Source organism: Nocardia sp. CA-135953 (genome assembly GCF_050955735.1).
In the GTDB taxonomy this organism is placed as follows: Bacteria; Actinomycetota; Actinomycetes; order Mycobacteriales; family Mycobacteriaceae; genus Nocardia.
Genome location: NZ_CP192082.1, coordinates 736,118 through 753,664, shown reverse-complemented (window position 1 = coordinate 753,664; position 17,547 = coordinate 736,118). Strand labels below are relative to the sequence as shown.

General features: G+C 66.3%; 15 protein-coding genes. 3 read left to right on the top strand and 12 right to left on the bottom strand.

All coding sequences use genetic code 11. From position 1 onward, the window contains the following. Positions 1-24: 24 nt before the first annotated feature. Positions 25-1,467, bottom strand: a complete 1,443-nt coding sequence (locus tag ACQPXH_RS03505; protein WP_433600876.1) for an MFS transporter — start codon at positions 1,465-1,467, stop codon at positions 25-27. A gap of 141 nt (positions 1,468-1,608) precedes the next feature. On the opposite strand from ACQPXH_RS03505, the gene ACQPXH_RS03500 reads away from it, so the two are divergent. Further along, positions 1,609-2,151, top strand: a complete 543-nt coding sequence (locus ACQPXH_RS03500) for a TetR family transcriptional regulator (RefSeq protein ID WP_433600875.1) — start codon at positions 1,609-1,611, stop codon at positions 2,149-2,151. A gap of 205 nt (positions 2,152-2,356) precedes the next feature. Here ACQPXH_RS03500 and ACQPXH_RS03495 read toward each other — a convergent pair whose 3' ends face one another. From ACQPXH_RS03495 to ACQPXH_RS03455, 9 genes are all read right to left on the bottom strand, one after another. After that, complete coding sequence (locus ACQPXH_RS03495) at positions 2,357-3,088, bottom strand: hypothetical protein (RefSeq protein ID WP_433600874.1); 732 nt, start codon at positions 3,086-3,088, stop codon at positions 2,357-2,359. 96 nt (positions 3,089-3,184) lie between these two features. Then, complete coding sequence (locus ACQPXH_RS03490; protein ID WP_433600873.1) at positions 3,185-4,840, bottom strand: asparagine synthetase B family protein; 1,656 nt, start codon at positions 4,838-4,840, stop codon at positions 3,185-3,187. Positions 4,841-4,944: 104 nt separating this feature from the next. Next, positions 4,945-5,430: a hypothetical protein gene (locus ACQPXH_RS03485; RefSeq protein ID WP_433600872.1), complete on the bottom strand. Its 486-nt coding sequence runs from the start codon at positions 5,428-5,430 to the stop codon at positions 4,945-4,947. A 432-nt stretch (positions 5,431-5,862) separates the two neighbouring features. Next, entirely contained in the window at positions 5,863-6,678 is an 816-nt protein-coding gene (locus ACQPXH_RS03480) for a hypothetical protein (RefSeq protein WP_433600871.1), read from the bottom strand. After that, the gene (locus ACQPXH_RS03475) at positions 6,663-7,643 is read right to left on the bottom strand and encodes a hypothetical protein (RefSeq protein WP_433600870.1); all 981 of its coding nucleotides are present in this window, start codon (positions 7,641-7,643) and stop codon (positions 6,663-6,665) included. Before ACQPXH_RS03475 ends, ACQPXH_RS03480 begins: the two co-directional genes overlap by 16 nt. A gap of 616 nt (positions 7,644-8,259) precedes the next feature. Further along, positions 8,260-9,294: a 4-hydroxy-2-oxovalerate aldolase gene (gene dmpG, locus ACQPXH_RS03470; RefSeq protein WP_433600869.1), complete on the bottom strand. Its 1,035-nt coding sequence runs from the start codon at positions 9,292-9,294 to the stop codon at positions 8,260-8,262. Between the two features lie 12 nt (positions 9,295-9,306). Further along, positions 9,307-10,221: an acetaldehyde dehydrogenase (acetylating) gene (locus ACQPXH_RS03465; RefSeq protein WP_433600868.1), complete on the bottom strand. Its 915-nt coding sequence runs from the start codon at positions 10,219-10,221 to the stop codon at positions 9,307-9,309. Between the two features lie 10 nt (positions 10,222-10,231). After that, positions 10,232-11,017: a 2-keto-4-pentenoate hydratase gene (locus ACQPXH_RS03460; protein WP_433600867.1), complete on the bottom strand. Its 786-nt coding sequence runs from the start codon at positions 11,015-11,017 to the stop codon at positions 10,232-10,234. 1 nt (position 11,018) lies between these two features. Then, the gene (locus ACQPXH_RS03455; protein WP_433600866.1) at positions 11,019-12,731 is read right to left on the bottom strand and encodes an FAD-binding protein; all 1,713 of its coding nucleotides are present in this window, start codon (positions 12,729-12,731) and stop codon (positions 11,019-11,021) included. Positions 12,732-12,836: 105 nt separating this feature from the next. Between ACQPXH_RS03455 and kstD the strand changes: the two genes are divergently transcribed. Beyond that, positions 12,837-14,561 carry a 3-oxosteroid 1-dehydrogenase gene (gene kstD, locus ACQPXH_RS03450; RefSeq protein ID WP_433600865.1) on the top strand — a complete coding sequence of 575 codons (1,725 nt, stop codon included), beginning with the start codon at positions 12,837-12,839 and terminating at the stop codon, positions 14,559-14,561. 172 nt (positions 14,562-14,733) lie between these two features. Next, positions 14,734-15,594: a MaoC/PaaZ C-terminal domain-containing protein gene (locus ACQPXH_RS03445; protein WP_433603290.1), complete on the top strand. Its 861-nt coding sequence runs from the start codon at positions 14,734-14,736 to the stop codon at positions 15,592-15,594. Between the two features lie 124 nt (positions 15,595-15,718). Here the strand turns inward: ACQPXH_RS03445 and ACQPXH_RS03440 are convergent, their stop codons facing one another. Next, positions 15,719-16,165, bottom strand: a complete 447-nt coding sequence (locus tag ACQPXH_RS03440; protein WP_433600864.1) for a hypothetical protein — start codon at positions 16,163-16,165, stop codon at positions 15,719-15,721. After that, positions 16,162-17,421, bottom strand: coding sequence for a DUF58 domain-containing protein (locus ACQPXH_RS03435; RefSeq protein ID WP_433603289.1), 1,260 nt, complete (start codon positions 17,419-17,421; stop codon positions 16,162-16,164). Before ACQPXH_RS03435 ends, ACQPXH_RS03440 begins: the two co-directional genes overlap by 4 nt. Between the last annotated feature and the right edge of the window lie 126 nt (positions 17,422-17,547).

Sequence of the window (17,547 nt, the reverse complement as noted above, 5' to 3'; positions counted from 1 at the left end):
GAATCACCTGGGCGGGGCCATATTTCACTCCCCAGGACGCGTGCTGCGGAAGGTGAGAGCGACGACGAAAGTCAGCGCGGCGATGACCACGGCGCCGGCGAAGGCGGTGGTGATGCCGCTGACCAGGGCGTGGTGTGCCGAACCTCCGGCATCGCGGGCGGCGGTACCGAAGATGGTGACCAGAATGGCGAGGCCGAGGGAGGCGCCGGTCTGCTGCAGGGTCTGCAGCGCGCCGCCCGCGGCACCGGCTTCGGTCGGCGCAACGCTCGACATGATGATCACATTAAGCGGTGAAAAGGCGAGGCCGATACCGCTTCCCATCAGGATCATGGCGATGAACAGCATCGGGAAGTAGGCGGTGTCGACCGTCAGCCGGGTCAGCAGCACCAAACCGGCCGCCATCAGCAGCGTGCCGACTACCGTCACCGGTTTCGGACCGAAGCGCGGCAGCAGCCGCGGGATCAGCCGGATCATGGTGAACATCATCAGCGCGGTCGGCATGAAGGCGAAACCCGTTGCCAGCGCGCTCAATCCGCGCACTTCCTGCAGGTACTGGGTGAGGAAGAAGAACATCGACATACCGGCCATCGGCCCGAGGAACATATTCGCGTATGCCGCGGCGCGATTGCGATCGACGAACAGTCGCAGCGGCAGCAGGGGCTGGGCCGTGCGCGCCTCGATGGCCAGGAAGGCGGCGATCAATACCGCGCCGACAGCCAACCAGATATCGGTGCCCGCATCGCTCCAGCCGTGCGATGCGGCGCTGATGAACCCGTAGACCAGCGCGGCGACGCCGCCGGTCGCGGTGACCGCGCCGGGCAGGTCGAGGCGGGCAGGCTGGCGCGCGCCATCCGGCAGATACCGCAGCGCGAGTGCTACCACGGCCATTCCGAAGGGCACATTGATGAACAGCACGGAACGCCAGGTCAGCCATTCGGTCAGCAGGCCGCCGACGATCAGACCGATCGCGAAGCCCGCACTGGACATGCCGGAAAACAATGCGAGCACCCGCATCCGGGCCTTGGGTTCACTGAATGTGGTGGTCAGCAGCGCGAGGGTGCTGGGACCGGCCATGGCCCCGCCGATGCCCTGCACGACACGGGCGACGAGCAGCCAGGTGGCCGATGGCGCCAGCCCGCCAGCCAGCGAGGCCAGGGTGAACAGTGCCGTTCCGGCGATGAACAGGTTGCGACGGCCGAACAGATCACCGGCGCGGCCGCCGAGCAGCAGTAGACCGCCGAAGACCAGGGTGTAGGCGTTCATCACCCAGGCCAGATTGGTCGCGCTGAAGTGCAGGTCGGTGTGGATGCGCGGCAGCGCGACATTCATCACGGTGATGTCGAGGATGATCATCAATTGGCAGGTCAGCAGCGTGACCAGCACGATGCCGGATCGGAGCCGACCGGCACTGGAGATTGCGGGCACACGGGTGTCCGCGGACATGGTGGTGGACAAAGAACGCTCCATCGAATGGGACTCAAACGGAGGGATCCTCCGTTTCCGATAGAGCTATCATATGGAGGGTTCCTCCAGTTACGCAAGCCTATCTGGAGGGTCCTTCCGTTTTCCACTGGAGGGAATATGGCAGCACCGTCGACGGGACGGCCGATGCGCGTGGACGCCCGGCGCAACTACGAGCGGATCATCACGTCCGCTCAGGAGACATTCACCGAACAGGGACCCGACGCCCCGCTGGAAGAGATCGCCCGCCGCGCCGGGGTCGGCATCGGCACGCTCTACCGGCACTTTCCGAGCCGCGAGGTGCTGATCGAAACCGTATACCGTTCCAGCATCGAACAATTGAGCGCCCGCGCGCACGAACTGCTCGAAACCCATTCGGCTGCCGAGGCTTTCGAAACATGGTTGCGCGAGCAAGTGCAGTGGGTGATGGACAATCGCAGTCTCGCGACCACCATGAAGGCCGGCATGGACAAGGGCTCGCCGACCTTCACCCTGTGTCGGTCGATGATCACCGACGCGGCGGCCGTGCTGCTGCGTGCGGCACAGGATTCCGGCGATATCCGTCGCGATATCGAACCGCGCGATCTGCTCAGGTTCGGCCACGGCATCGGAGTCGCCTGCGAGACGGTCCCCGAGGCCGCCGATCACATGATCGACGTGACGATGGACGGTATGCGCGCGCGGAACTGAGGACATCCTGCAACGCCGGCTTCACTGCTCTCATCGTTGCGCGTTTCTGCGGGAGCAGCCGGAGTCGCCCAGAGTTGAGTGGCCCAGCGCCCGAGCCGCCCAGAGTTGAGTCGCCCAGCACCGAGTCGCCCAGCACCCGAGCCGCCCAGCACCCGAGCCGCCCAGCACCGAGCCGCCCAGCACCGAGTCGCCCAGAGTTGAGTCGCTACGTGAGCGGCGTACAGGAAGCTGCGTCCGGCAATTCCTCGGCCAGGAAAACGGTCTGGGCCATCATCTTGAAGCCGGACATCTGTTCGCGAAAGACCTCGATGGATTCTTCCGGATGGACCGAGTCGATGACAGCGTGGGGACCGATGGCATTGAACTGATGGCTCACGCCGCGGGGGATCTGCATATCGACGAAAGAGCAGGGCGGGACGATCAGGTTGTATCTGGTGCGGTGCAGACCGGGCGGGGTGTCGGGTAGATCGTCCTCGAATTGGTTGGGCGCGAAGGGCGTAACGCCTTCGACGTCGGTTACGCGGAACGGCGAGAGGCTGCTCACCCGGATGTGGGTGTCCGGACCGGTCATCATGCGAACAAAGCGCAGGCCGGTGTGCAGATGCATGCGCGAGCAGATGCCGCGTTCCTCGGCATTGTAGAAATCCATGATGTAGCGGTCGGCGAAGAAGCCGTCGAACGGGGACTCGATCATGTAGACGTCGCCCTCTTCGAAGGTCTGGGACCGGATGATGCCATCCGCGTCGGGGACGGTCGCGGCGCGGCTTGCCTTCGCGTTCCGGACTATCTGGGCGAAGGCCTGGACGACCACCGCGGCGACCGCTGGCGGAAATTGCGCGACGGGCGTAACGACATTTCTTCCCGCGTCGACGAATTCGGCCAGATCGTGGATCTCGTTTTCATCGTCCGCGTGCTGCTTGATTCGGGGATCGGTCATGCGGCTCCTCGGTGCTGCTCGAACGTACGAATGCTGCTCACGCCGCACTCGGGTCCGCTGCGCGCCGCGGACGAACTGTGTCTCCGGGTCACTCGCTCACGGCCCGACTTCGAAGGACCGCAACCACAGCTCCAACGACAGCACCAGCCACAACTTGCCGCCTTGCCGCGGCAACAGCGCACCGTCGCCGCGCAGCCACGAGCGGATGGTGTCCTCGCGGAACAGGCCGCGCGCACGTGCGGACGAGCCGAGCAGCAGATCGTGTCCGAGCCCGCGCAGCGGCCCGGACAGCCACTGCTGCACCGGGACTCGCATACCGCTCTTCGGGCGGTCCACGATCGTCGCCGGAAGTAGGTCGCGCACAGCCTGTTTGAGGATCCACTTTTCGCTGGTACCGGCCAGCTTGTACCGGCCTGGTACGCGGAAGGCGTGGTCGATGACCGCGCGATCGAACAACGGCGCGCGGCCCTCCAAACCGCTTGCCGCGGTGAGTCGTTCGACCTTCGTGAGGATGTGATGCGCGCCCTTGGTGCGCAGGTTGGTGTGCAACAGTTGGTTGAGCAGGCCGGTCATCCGGTCCTGGCGCAGATAGGGCGCGATCAGATCGGTCAGCGGTGGTGCGTCTGCCAGCGCGGCCAGGGCATCGGGAGTCAGTAGCACCGGCAGGTCGCTGTAGCACTTGCGGTAGCTGTCCAGATAGGCCAGCGCTCTCGCGTCCGGAGACGGGTCGTCGCGAGATAATTCGAAGATCAGCATCGGCAGGTTCTTCGGGCCACCGAAGACCGGATCGCCGCCCTCGCCATTGAGGACCACCCGAATACCCTCTGCGGCAACGGCTTCCGCGAGCATCAGGTTGGGCACGGTGAGTGGATCGCCGACCGGGCAGTCGAGCAGCGATACCGTCTCGGCCAGTCGCGACGCGACCGTCGCACCGGGCACCGTGAGCACCCGGTGCTCGGTATTGCAATGGGTGGCGACGAGTCCGGAGTAGGCGAGTTCATTCGGGGTGGTCCCGCCGAAGCTGATGGAATACGAGTGCACGCGCTGATCGTGCAGTTTGGCGGCGAGGGCGGTGACCAGACTGCTGTCGATGCCGCCGGAGAGCAGCACGCCGACCGGTTCCCCCGCGGGCAGTCGCCGGGCGACCGCGTCCTCGAGCAGTTCGCGGAGTTCGAGTGCGTGGTCGGCCGCCGCTCGACTGTCCTCGACTTCTATTGGCTCCCAATAGGTTTTCTCGGTCATCGAGCCGTCACGGCGCAGACGGACACAGCGTCCCGGCAGGACCTCGTTGATGCCACGCAGCAGTGTCTCGCGTCCCGGCAGGTAGGCGAAGGTCAGGAAGGAGCGGACCGCGGGTAGATGTAAACCGGTTCGCAGTGCGGGCCACCGGTGCACCGCGCGTAGCGATGTGGATGCGGCCCAGCCATTGTCCGCACGTGCGTAGAAGAGTGTGCGGGTGCCGACGTGATCGCGGATCAATACCAGATCGTCCCCGTCGACGATGGCGAGTGCGAACATGCCGTCGGCGGCGGCGATTCCGTCGAGTCCGAGGCGGGCGTAGCAGTGCAACAGCAGTTCACCGTCGGGGCAGTCCGGCGGCGGCGCGTCGGCACCGAGTCGCGCGCGCAATTGAACCGCGTTGAACAGCGTGACCTCACCGACCGCCGTCAGCACACGGTCCGACGGCCGAGCGGCACCACCCGGCATCTCGAAAGGACCCGCCGCGAAGCCTGGGCCATCGAGCAATCCCAATGCATCACAATCGGTTACCGACACCGGGTTGCCACCGACCGACCGTACCTGACCGGCCGGGTCGTCCGGCGTCGAGAATGCACACCAACGAGCCATAGTTACCCTCAGCCGAAATCGCCGCCGTCATCGCCGCCGTCATCGTCCCAACCGCCGTAGTCGCCGTCCCCGTCGCTGGAACCGGACGACTGCGCGGCCGCGTGGCGGCGCAACTCCTCCTCTTCCTCGGCACTCATCGCACTCGGCGGCATGACCAGCGCGCCGAGCAGCGCACCGCCCGCCACCGCAGCCAGAATGCCGCCGAGCCGACCACCGAACGAAGACCGATTGACAGTCAGTGCTCCGTCACCCCAGAGCGTCCGCCCGAACCCCGCCTCTCGCCCATAAACGACGGATCCGTTGTGGTACGTGCGCTTCACGATCTTCGGCCCGAGCCCCTCATCGGTCCCCGAGTTACCCCGATCATCGCGCCAGGAGACCACTCCCTGTGCTCCACGCGTCCGCCACTCCTGACGGCCATCGGCATACCGCCGATGCACCGACCCGTCAGCAAGCAACTCATCGGTATACGTAATCTGCCGATGCTCCGGCACAGCAATTCCCTTTCATGCAGCGGGCCGAGAAGGGCCCGTATTCCGCGCACAGCACAGCTCGATCGAACGCTCGCGGCGCATACCTCAGGAGCCGGCCAGGTGGCGCACAACAGCGAGGCTGGATCGACGGCACCTCGATCCGCAGCCCAATGGTCCCTGCTGTCGACCTCGATCGCTGAACGCCCGGATTCCAGGGAATGAGCTGGAATTTCCGCGCGACGGGCCGAGTCAGAGAACGCACCCTCCCCGTACCACGGAGATCCTGAGACCGACTCGCGATCGGCGAACTAGCCTGACCACGCGGCGCATGCTGCGCGACACCGAGGCCGGGCTGACGGCTTCCAGTTCGACGCCACCGCCACGCGATAGCCGCGCTCGAGCGACCGACCTCGGCCATCACACCGCTCGGCTGCCACACGGCAGCGAGCGACCTCATGCGGCGGGCCAGGTCAGAAAGCCCGTGGTCCGGGCGCGGCGCAGCTCGGGCAGGCCGATGCGGGTCGGGCGAACCTCGCGGACCAGACGGTGCACGGTGCGTAGCAGTGCTGCCGGGCGCACCGCTTCGACCTCGACGAACCGGCCGCGCCGTAGCCACGCGCATTCCCACGGATCCAGCAGCGCGACCTGAGCACGCGGCACCGGGCCGCGAAGGTGGGTCAGGTGCAGTGCGCCCGCTTGCCGCGGACGCAAGCCCAGGGGGACGACTCGCACGCTGTCCGGGATCTCGGTCAGGTCCGCCAACCGTGTCGGGAAGGTGAGGCCGTGGGGGCTCGCGTCGTGCAGGAGATAGATGGTGCCGTCGACTCGGGAGAGCATTTCGGCGATGCCCGGGTCGAGGGGCAGTTCGGATGCGCTGAGTACCGGGCAGGCGGATTCCATCGGTAATCCGTTGGCGCGCAGCATTTGTGCGATTGCGTCCGATTCACAGACGAGCAGCCGCGGGAGGCCGTAGTCGAAGAGGTCGGGCTCGGGGGTGTGGAGTCCGGCGCGGTTGGTCCGGGGTGGGGCGAGTGTCAGTAGCCCGGGCATCTCCAGGCGGTCGAGAGCGGCGCGGAATGTGTGGTAGCTCAGCGGCGCTGGGACCGTGCAGGCGAACCGGCGGGGCGCTCGATGCGTCGGCGTGAGTAGGCGGCAGACCTCGTAATAGAGCTGACGCTCGGTGAATCGGATGCCGCTCGGGGCGGCGGCGCGATCGGCCGCGATGCGGAGCAGCCGATCTAGCATGTGCTGCTTCACCGGGTCGGCCACGTGAGGAAACCTACCTCGCGGGCGGCGCGGCGATCCGGATCGGACGCATCCTCGATCCGCTCGACCGCCCGTTCCAGCACCATGAGCAGTTTCGCGGGCGGAATCGCGGCGATCGGCGACCACCAACCCTCGGTGAGCCATTCGATCTCCGCCGCCGATAGCGGTTCACCATGCAGAAATGCGGTGTCCTGCGGCTTTGGCTCCCGCAACCGCAGCGCCGACGCATTGGCCAGTACCGCACGCGGTGACAGGCCCACCACCACCGCCCGGTTCCCGAGTGCGATGCGAGCCTTCCCGGCAAAGGCAATGCCGGGCAGGCTCGCATCGTGCAGCACGATCACCGGCACATCCGGCGGCAGCCGATCGATGCGGTCGGTCAACGCCATGGCCCAGGTCTGCGACACATTGTTCGCGGCAAGGCAGGCGAGCACGCTGCGATCCGGGCACAACACCGCGAATCGAGGCCGGTCCACGGCCGGTGGCCGCACCAGCCCCTCGTCGACCGAGCCGGGCGGCTGGCCACCGTAAATCGGCGTCCACCGACCGACCACATCCCGGCGGAAGATGTCGTACGACACCGGCATTCGCACTGTCGCCCGGCTCAGGAACCACGGCCGCGCCGCGCCGATTCCGACGATGGCCAGCGCAAAAACCAGCGCACCGAGCGGGAACACCACACCCGGCGGCGCCGCACCGCTCACCATCAGGAAAAAGGCGACCACCACAATGGCCACTCCGACTCCGATACGCACCCGCTTGAACACGCGCGCCACATCCGGAACCTTCTTGCGTCCGGCCGCATACCAGAGCTGCACCAGCGTGTACCGCAGCCCGCGCCCGTCACCGAGCCGCTCGGCCAGCTTGCGCATCCGGATATCGTGCAGCCCGAGCGGGCTTTCCTTCGGTTCGAGCGCGAATTCCCGCTTACACGTCGAACAGCGCCGACCGCCGCGCTCCTTGCGCAACAGGTTCGCATTGCAATGCGGACAGATCACAATTCATGATCGCCGATGCCCCCACCATCCGCGACCCCCGAACTCCAATATTCACTTGCCGGTAGCTCGCGCATATCCATTGGGCACCGAACCCACGTTGTAAGCCAGTGCGCGGAACACATTGCGCACGCGACACCCCCACGGCCACCGCCGTTTTTCCCCGCTGCCCGGTACCCGTTCGATCAGCTGGCCATTCCGGCCACCACCATTTCGCGGCTGCCCGGTACCGGATTCACCGCGGCCCGTGGCTCGCGCACATCCAATGGGCGCCGCACACAAGCTGCAGAGCCCGCGAGGAGTTCATCGGGTATGCGCCGCCCTCTCGAGGCCGCGACCAACCCGATCGCGGCCTTCCATGGATAACGCGGAGGCCGCGCGGTCTCTCCAGCGCCATCGATCAGCTGGCAGTTCCGGCCGCCGCCATTTCGCGGCTGCCCAGTACCGGATTCACCGCGGCCCGTGGCTCGCACAGGTCCAGTGGGCGCCACACACAAGCTGCAACCTATGCGAGGCGCTCACCAGCTCTGTGCGACACCGTCGCGCAAAGGCCGCGCACCGGGTGGTAAGGGGCCTTGCGGTCCGGGGGTCAGGCGGAGACGGAGGCCTCGCGCTGGAGCTCCAGCGCGATGTCGATCAGCTGGTCTTCCTGTCCACCGACCAATTTGCGCTTGCCCGCACGCACCAGCATTTCGGCCGCCGAAACGCCATAGCGCTCGGCCTGACGCTCGGCATGCTTCAGGAAGCTGGAATACACACCCGCATAGCCCATCATCAGAGACTGGCGGTCCAGCAGGCATTCCTGCGGCATGACGGGCCGCACCACATCTTCGGCCGCATCGGCGATCGCGAAGAAATCGATGCCGGTCTTGATACCGAGCTTGTCGCAGACACCCACGAACGCCTCGACGGGCGTATTGCCCGCACCAGCGCCGAATCGCCGTGCGCTGCCGTCGATTTGCTTCGCACCCGCACGAACCGCATAGATCGAGTTGGCAACCGCCAGATCCAGATTCTCGTGCCCGTGGAAGCCGACTTGGGCGTCGTCACCGAGTTCGGCGACCAGCGCCGCCACTCGGTCCGAAACCTGTTCGAGCACAAGCGCACCCGCGGAGTCGACCACGTAGACGCACTGGCATCCGGCATCGGCCATGATGCGCGCCTGCTTGGCCAGCGCCTCCGGCGGCTGGGTGTGCGACATCATCAGGAAGCCGACGGTTTCCAGCCCCAGCTCCCGCGCGAGACCGAAGTGCTGGATCGATACGTCCGCCTCGGTGCAGTGCGTGGCGATGCGGCAGATCGACGCACCGTTGTCCTGGGAGATCTTGATGTCCTCTTTGACGCCGACGCCCGGCAGCATGAGCACCGCGATCTCGGCCTGCTTCGCCGTCTCCGCGGCAATCCTGACCAGCTCCTGCTCGGGAGTGTGCGAGAAGCCGTAGTTGAACGACGAGCCGCCGAGGCCGTCGCCGTGCGTCACCTCGATGACCGGCACACCGGCGCCGTCGAGCGCGGTCACGATATTGCGCACATCGTCGGCGGTGAACTGGTGGCGCTTGTGGTGCGAACCGTCACGCAGTGACGTGTCGGTGACGCGGATGTCGAGTTCTGCGGAATATGCCATGGTTGAGCTCCTTTACACCCGGGCCGACAGAATCTGGGATGCCATGACCTCGCCGACCTGGGTGGCGGCCGCGGTCATGATGTCGAGGTTGCCCGCGTAGGGCGGCAGGAAATCGCCGGCACCCTCGACCTCTACGAACACCGAAACCTTCGCCATCCCACCGGAAACCACCGACGGCGGGTCGAATTGCGGCTCGTTCAGCAGTCGGTAGCCGGGCACGTACTTCTGGATATCGGCGACCATCCGGTGGACGGAATCCGCGATCGCATCGGTATCGGCGTGCTCGGGAATCGCGCAGAAGATGGTGTCGCGCATGATCATCGGCGGTTCGGCCGGGTTCAGAATGATGATGGCCTTGCCGCGCTGCGCACCGCCGATGGTCTCCACACCACGCGAGGTGGTCTTGGTGAACTCATCGATATTGGCGCGGGTGCCCGGTCCGGCGGACACCGACGACACCGAGGCGACGATTTCGGCGTAGGCCACCGGCACCACGCGCGATACCGCCGCGACGATCGGAATGGTGGCCTGACCACCGCAGGTGATCATATTGACGTTCGGCGCATCGAGATTCGCGCCGACCAGATTCACCGGCGGCACCACGGCGGGCCCCACCGCAGCCGGCGTGAGATCTACCGCGCGAATTCCGGCCTCGGCGTATTTCGGAGCGGCCGCCCGATGCACATACGCCGAGGTCGCCTCGAATACCAGATCCGGCAGTTCCGACTGCGCGAGCAACCAGTCCACGCCCTCGTGCGAGGTTTCCAGCCCGAGCCCGCGGGCGCGCTTCAAACCCTCGCTCTCCGGGTCGATTCCGATCATCCACTTCGGTTCCACCGTGGTGGAGCGAAGCAGCTTGTACAGCAGATCGGTGCTGATATTGCCGGATCCGACGATCGCGGCGGTGACGGTCCCCGTTTCGGACACGGCAAGCCTCCTAATTGAATTGCAAACGGACGGAACCGAGTCCGGCGAACTCGGCGTGGAACGAATCGCCCGCGCGGGCATCGATGGCGCGGGTGCAGGAACCGGGCAGCACAATGTCGCCCGCCTTCAACCGCACGCCGAAACTGGCTACCTTGCGCGCCAGCCAGGCCACCGCAATCACCGGATCGCCGAGCACCGCATCGCTGCGCCCCTCCGCGACCAGCTCACCATTTCGGGTGAGCACGGCGTCAATGGCCTTGATATCCAGGCCTTTCGGCGCAACCCGTGCCGCACCGAGTACGAAACCGGCCGAGGACGCGTTATCGGAAATGGTGTCGGCCAGCCCGATCTTCCAGTCCTTGATCCGCGAATCGATCAGCTCTATGGACGGCGCGTAGGCGACCGTCGCGGCGAGCACATCGGCCTCGGTGCATTCTTCGCCGGGCAGATCCGCGCCGAGCACGAATCCGACCTCTACCTCGACTCGCGGAATCAGATAGCGCGAGGTCGCGACCGGAACATCCTCGAAGACCTCCATATCCGCGAGCAGATGACCGTAATCGGGTTCGTCCACACCCATCATCTGCTGCATGGCCAACGACGAAAGTCCGACCTTGTGCCCGACCACCTTCGCGCCGTTGTCGAGTTTGCGCCGGATATTGATCAGCTGGATCTCGTAGGCGTCGACGACATCGATATCGGGATGCCTGGCGATGAGCGGGTCGATGCCGACCCGATCGCGTTCGGCGGCCTCGAGTTCATCGGCCAATTCGATTCGTACCGCGTCGGACAGCACGCTAGTTTCCTTCCACTGTTGTCGCTTCGGGCACCGCTGCCCGCGAAAGCACTTCGGCACCCGCCGCGAATCGGCCGGCACGACGACCGGAGAAAATGCAGTCGGCCAGGGACAATCCACTGACATAGGAGTCCGAGCAGATACCGACCGCCGTCCGGCCGGCCGCGTACAGGCCGGGAATATCGGTTCCGGCAGTGGATTTCACCGCACCGGTGTCCTCATCGACGACGACTCCGCCGAGGGTGAGCATCGGGCACGGATTGACGACGCTCGGTTTGATACCTACATCCAACAGCCAGAAGGGCCCGGCCCCCACCGTTTTGGTGAATTCGGCGGGCTTGCCGACCGGATCGGGCGCACCGTTCGCGATCGCGGCATTGTGCTCGGCGACGGTGGCGCGCAACCCGTCCGCATCGATACCGGCCTTCGCCGCAACGGTATCCAGAGTCGCGCCGCGCACGGCATTGCGTCGCATGGCCTCGAACTGTCCGCGCTGGAACCACGCCGACTGCGTCCGAATCTGTGCGATCGCGGTGCGCATGAGTCCGTCGTCGGCGAGCAGCCAACCCTTACCGCCGTGTTCGATGATCAGTGCGTGGCCGACCGCGGCGCCGTAGCGGGTCTCATCGATGACCCGACGTCCTTCCGCATCGACCAGCACCGAACCGGTAAATGCACTGGGCGGCAAGATGAATCGCCACGCGGAGATATTGCCCATCCGATCCGTCGCCGCACCGACCTGCTCGGCCATCCGGATGCCGCTGCCGTCATCACCGGTGGTGCCGAGCGCGAGTCCGCCGCGGTATTGCGGCCCGTACTCGCGCAGCATCTCCCGATTCGCGATGAATCCGCCCGCGCTGAGCACCACACCGCGACGGGCCTGAATCCGAATTCTCGTGCGGTACCTGCGATCGAGCTTCGCGAGCTGACGCTCCATCGCCTTGCGCAGCGGCGGATAGTAAATGCCGGGCTTGGCGGCGATTTTCGCCATGCGGGTGTAGCGATCCCGGACCCACCCGGGAGCGTCGCGCAGTGACTCGCATTCGACGCCGATCACGGTACCGTTGTCATCGCTGATCAATCGCGTTGCCTGCGTGAGGGTTTCCAGCCGAACCCCGCGTCGCGACGCCGAGGCGGCCAGCGGACCGGTGAGCTTCTTCCCGGACGTGCCCTTGCCCTTGACCCGGTGTCCGCGCTGCGCGGGCGTCGCGACCTCGCGGCCGTAACCGGAAACCTCACTACCGGAGTAGTAGAGGTAGTAGCTGTCATTCGGATACGACGTCTTGTACGGACACAGCGATGCCTCGAACGGCACACCGTGCCCCTTCAGCCAATCGATCAGCGCCGGACTCTCGTCCACGAACCGCCGCAGCGTCTCGGGCGTGACCGCCGTGCCGACCTCACGCTCGAGATAGGCCAGCATCTGCTCCGGCGTATCGTGCACCCCGGCCTCGTGCTGCACGGAGGTGCCGCCGCCCGCGTAGATGATGCCGCCCGACAACGCCGACGCCCCGCCACCGGCGAAACGTTCCAGCACCAGCACCTGCGCACCCGCCTCGGTCGCTTCCAGCGCGGCCGCGGCCCCCGCCGCGCCGTAGCCGACGACGACGACGTCGGCGGTCAGGTCCCATTCGCCGCTGGCGACTGCTTGCAGGCCGCTCGGAACAACACCGCTGGCGATTGCTTGCAGGTCGCTCGAAACAACACCGCCCATGTACATCACTCCGGCCATAAACTGAAACAGGTTTTCTCGACGAATGGAATGTCGAGCGCGTCTTCTGCCACTCAACATAGACCAAATGCGGTCCCATTCTATAACGTGTTCTACATGACTGATCCGGTTAATGATGCGCGCAGCTACGATGTGGTGGTGGTCGGCAGCGGTGCCGCCGGGATGACCGCCGCCCTCGCCGCTGCCCACCACGGGCTGAGCGCGGTGATCATCGAGAAAGCCGCGCACTACGGAGGGTCGACCGCACGCTCCGGCGGTGGCGTGTGGATCCCCGGCAACAAGGCACTGAAGGCCTCCGGACGTCCCGATGATCGCGAGGACGCCCGCACCTACCTGCACAGCATCATCGGCGACGCGGTGCCCAAGGACCGGATCGATACCTACATCGACCGTGGTGCGGAGGCCTTCGACTTCGTCCTCGACCACACCCCGCTGAAGATGAAGTGGGTGCCCGGCTACTCCGACTACTACCCGGAGGCCCCGGGCGGCCTGGGGCAGGGCCGCTCGTGCGAGCCCGCGCCGTTCAACGCCAAGATCCTCGGTGACGAGCGGTTCAACCTCGAGCCGCCGTATGCCAAGGCCCCGCTCAATGTCGTCGTCATGCAGGCCGACTTCGTCCGGCTCAACCTGATCCGTCGCCATCCGAAGGGCGTCATGCGGGCCATGCGAGTCGGCGCCCGCACCTACTTCGCCAAGTGGACCGGCAAGCACATCCTCGGCATGGGGCAGGCGATCATCGCCGCCATGCGCAAGGGGCTCATCGACGCGAATGTGCCGCTGCTGCTGAACACCGCATTGACCAAACTTGTCGTGGAGAACGGCGTGGTCACCGGCGTCGAGGCCCAGCACAACGGCGAGACCGTGCGGTTCACCGCCGAATACGGTGTGGTACTCGGCAGCGGCGGATTCGAGCACAACGCCGAAATGCGCACCAAGTACCAGCGCCAGCCCATCACCACCGAGTGGACCACGGGCGCGGCCGCCAATACCGGCGACGGCATCAATGCGGGCATGGAAGCCGGCGGGGCGGTCGACTTCATGGAGGATTCCTGGTGGGGGCCGACCATCTTCAAGGGCGGAAAGCCGTGGTTCGCGCTGGCCGAGCGGAATCTGCCCGGCACCATCATGGTCAACGCCGACGGTAAGCGATTCGGAAATGAGTCCGCTCCTTACGTCGAGGCTGTGCACACCATGTACGGCGGCGAATACGGGCAGGGTGAGGGTCCGGGCGAGAACATCCCCGCATGGTTGGTGTTCGACCAGCGCTACCGGAACCGCTACATCTTCGCCGGACTGCAGCCCGGTCAGCGGTTTCCGTCCCGCTGGATGGAAAACGACCTGATTGTCAAGGCCGATAGCCTCGCGGAGTTGGCCGCCGAGATCGGCGTGCCCGCCGAGAATCTGACCTCGACCGTCGAGCGGTTCAACAAGTTCGCCGAGACCGGTACGGACGAGGATTTCGGCCGCGGCAACAGCCACTACGACCGGTACTACGGCGATCCGACCGTGCAGCCGAACCCATGCCTGGCCGGGCTTGTGCAGGGTCCGTTCTACGCGGCCAAGATCGTGCCGGGCGATCTCGGCACCAAGGGCGGTCTGGTCGCCGATACCGCCGGGCGGGTCCTGCGCGAGGACGGCACGGTGATCGAGGGCCTGTACGCCTCCGGCAATAGCGCGACCCCCGTGATGGGTCACACGTACGCGGGCCCCGGCGCGACCATCGGGCCCGCGATCACTTTCGGCTACCTGGCGGTATTGGATATCGCCGAGCGCAAGAAGCAGCAGTCGGCCGAGGCCGTCGCCGAGGCATAGGCGGCCATGGCGTCTCACGGAGCGGACGCGACCTTGCCCGACGCGGCCCGGCCGCCGCACGATCGATCCGAGGCAATTGCCACATGGGGCCTCGGATCGCTGGGATACGCCCATGACAGGTTGCCTGCGTGCCGCGGGCGAGCTGTCCACAAGCATTCACAAGGAGAACTCGATGCCCATCGACCCGAAAATCGCGCTCGGCGCGGAACTTCCGAGCGGGGAGTTCACCTGGACGCCATCCGAAGTGCAGCTGTACCACCTGGGCCTCGGGGCTGGCACACGCTGGACGGATCCGGCCGAACTGCGCTACGTCGACGACCGCGACCCGCAGGTGCTGCCGACCTTCGCGACCGTGGCACCTAACTTCCACGACACCGAGCCACCGAAGGTGCGGTTCCCCGGCATCGACATCGATCTGGCGAAGGTCGTGCACGGCCACCAGGAGATCGAAGTGCACCGCCCGATTCCCGCCGCAGGCAAGGCGACGATCACCAGGCGCATCACCGAACTCTGGGATAAAGGCTCCGCCGCCGTCGTGGTACAGGAGCATGCGATCACCGGTTCCGACGGCGCGCCGCTGTGGACCGCGCGCTCATCCATCTTCGCCAAGGGTGAGGGCGGCTTCGGCGGCGAACGCGGCCCGAGCACCAAGACCGAACTCCCCGACCGCGCCCCGGATTTCGACGTCACCACCCCAACCCTGCCCCAGCAGGCCCTGCTCTACCGTATGTGCGGCGACCGCAACCCCCTGCATTCCGATCCCGAATTCGCCCGCGCCGCAGGCTTCCCCGCCCCTATCCTGCACGGCCTGTGCACCTACGGCATCGTCTGCAAAACCGCCACCGATACCGTGCTCGCTTCGGACGCGAGCCGCGTCACCGGCTTCCGCGCCCGCTTCGCCGGCGTCCTCTACCCCGGCGAAACCATCCGCACCCGAATCTGGCGCACCGACGCCGAACTCATCATCAGCGCCACCGTCGCGGACCGCGCCGACGCCCCCGTCCTCGCCGATGTCAGCCTGCGCTTCACCTGAGCACTGGACGTCTGATCACGATGTACCGGTGGAGGCAAACGCCGAGAGCACGCCTGCACCAGTACATTCTCGGGAAAAGGGCGGGCTGTGGGTCGCTTTGCGGCGGGGCCCTTCGTTTATGGCCTCAACTGGGCGCGCTCGTGTTGCTTGCTCGTTTGATTGCGACGCCCTGGATTACCAGGGCGTACAGCAGGATCACCAGGATCGGGGCGGCGATCGGGACCCAGGCCAAGCGCAACGGGAGCAGCGCCGCGCCGACAGCAACAGTGGCGAATGCCACCGCGCCGGCGACGGACGGAACCGTGGTCGGGACAACGCCGACCGGCGCGGACACCGTCGCGGTATTCAGCAGATAAGTCGTAGCCACCAAACCTGCCGCGGCGGCGGCCAGTACACCCGTATCAGCCACGGCGAGCACCCCGATCGCGAGGAGCACCGCGCCGACCGCGGGGAGCCGGAACCACCAGCCCGCCACCACCAGCGCCGTCGCCGGAATCCCGGCCCATGGCGTCATCAAGGTCACCGAGGTCACCAACAGGACCCCGGACAGGATGGCGAGGAATCGAATCATCGGCGCACCCTTACGGTTCGGCGATGGTCCGGGATCAATCGCATGACCTGATCCAGCCGGGCGTCTTCGGTCCAGGCCACGATATCGACTCCGACGGTTCCCATATCCCGATACATCGAGGCGCGCTCCAGATTCCACATCCGGCCCAGCGTCGGATCGAGATGTTCGTGAAAAGGTGTGCCGCGCAGGACATCCACGACCACCACCACATGTCCGCGCTTGCGCAGATCGATCAGCGCGAGCGCGAACTGGGTGTCCAGCAGTGTGGTGAAAGCGACGATGATCGCACCGAGTGGCACGGCCGCATGCGGGGCCAAGGTGCCGGTGGTCGGAATGTGCTCATCGCCGACATCGAGCACGGTATCCACGATCCGATAGAACTGCCGCCGCCCGATATCCGGGCGCAGCCAGCGCGGGGACTGGCCGAGGCAGACCACCGCGGTGCGATCACCGGCCTGCAGCGTCGATTGCACCACCTGCGCCGCACCGCGCACCGACAGCTCGAGCGAATCGGTGGCCGGGCCTGGGGCCTGCTGCGAAGTATCCACCAGCACAACCACATCCGCGGATCGGTTGGTCAGCCGCTCGGTGACATATAGTCGCCCGCGCCGCGCACTCACCGGCCAGTTCACGATGCGGAGCTGATCGCCGGGCGCGTACGCGCGGATATCGGCGTACTCCACACCGGGACCGTGCTTGCGGGTGAGGTGGGTGCCGAGCCGTTCGGGAAGTTCGGTGCGCGGCAACTTCATTCGCTGTGGGTCGGTGATCGGGTAGACGAACAGTTGCCCCGCGGGCAGCACCGCGGCGGCCACGGACAGTCCCGCCGGGCTCAGCGCGGTGACCCGCACCGACAGCGGATAGCGACCCCAGCGGTCCGCCGTCAGAGCCAACCGCAGCCCGGCGGGCGCCGTCCCGGAATCGATCGCCTCCTCGATGTCGATCCCGAGTCCCGCGAACTTCTCCGGTTTCAACCGAAGCAAGGCGTGACCCGATTCTACGGAGGCGCCGATCGTCGTCACGATCTCCTCGGTCTCGAAACACCGCAGCGTGCCGCCGCCGTCCACCTGGATCCGAGTCCTGGACTGCTGCCACGGCACGGTGGCCAGCACACCGAGCAGCGGAGCCGCGAAGACGACCAGTTGCCAGCGACCGAGCACCACCGCGAGTAGCAGCGCCACCGCCGCGCTCACCGCCAGCATGAATACCAACGGCGCTGGACGCCAGCGCAATTCGGCCTCGACGGCGGCAGTCATATCCCGATGCCGCGCCCCGCCCGCCATCGGCTCGTCCCTGGTCGGCGGTCGCGCCGCCGCGGCGTTGGCCGCCGCGATCCCTTGGATGACGGGGGCGGTGGAATCCGGCTGGGTCATGCCCTTTCC

Coding starts and splice junctions, on each gene's coding strand:
- ACQPXH_RS03500 (WP_433600875.1), top strand. CDS start 1,609: ATGCGCGTGGACGCCCGGCGCAACTACGAGCGGATCATCACGTCCGCT.
- ACQPXH_RS03440 (WP_433600864.1), bottom strand. CDS start 16,165: ATGATTCGATTCCTCGCCATCCTGTCCGGGGTCCTGTTGGTGACCTCG.
- ACQPXH_RS03495 (WP_433600874.1), bottom strand. CDS start 3,088: ATGACCGATCCCCGAATCAAGCAGCACGCGGACGATGAAAACGAGATC.
- ACQPXH_RS03445 (WP_433603290.1), top strand. CDS start 14,734: ATGCCCATCGACCCGAAAATCGCGCTCGGCGCGGAACTTCCGAGCGGG.
- ACQPXH_RS03455 (WP_433600866.1), bottom strand. CDS start 12,731: ATGGGCGGTGTTGTTTCGAGCGACCTGCAAGCAATCGCCAGCGGTGTT.
- ACQPXH_RS03435 (WP_433603289.1), bottom strand. CDS start 17,421: ATGACTGCCGCCGTCGAGGCCGAATTGCGCTGGCGTCCAGCGCCGTTG.
- dmpG (WP_433600869.1), bottom strand. CDS start 9,294: ATGGCATATTCCGCAGAACTCGACATCCGCGTCACCGACACGTCACTG.
- ACQPXH_RS03505 (WP_433600876.1), bottom strand. CDS start 1,467: ATGGAGCGTTCTTTGTCCACCACCATGTCCGCGGACACCCGTGTGCCC.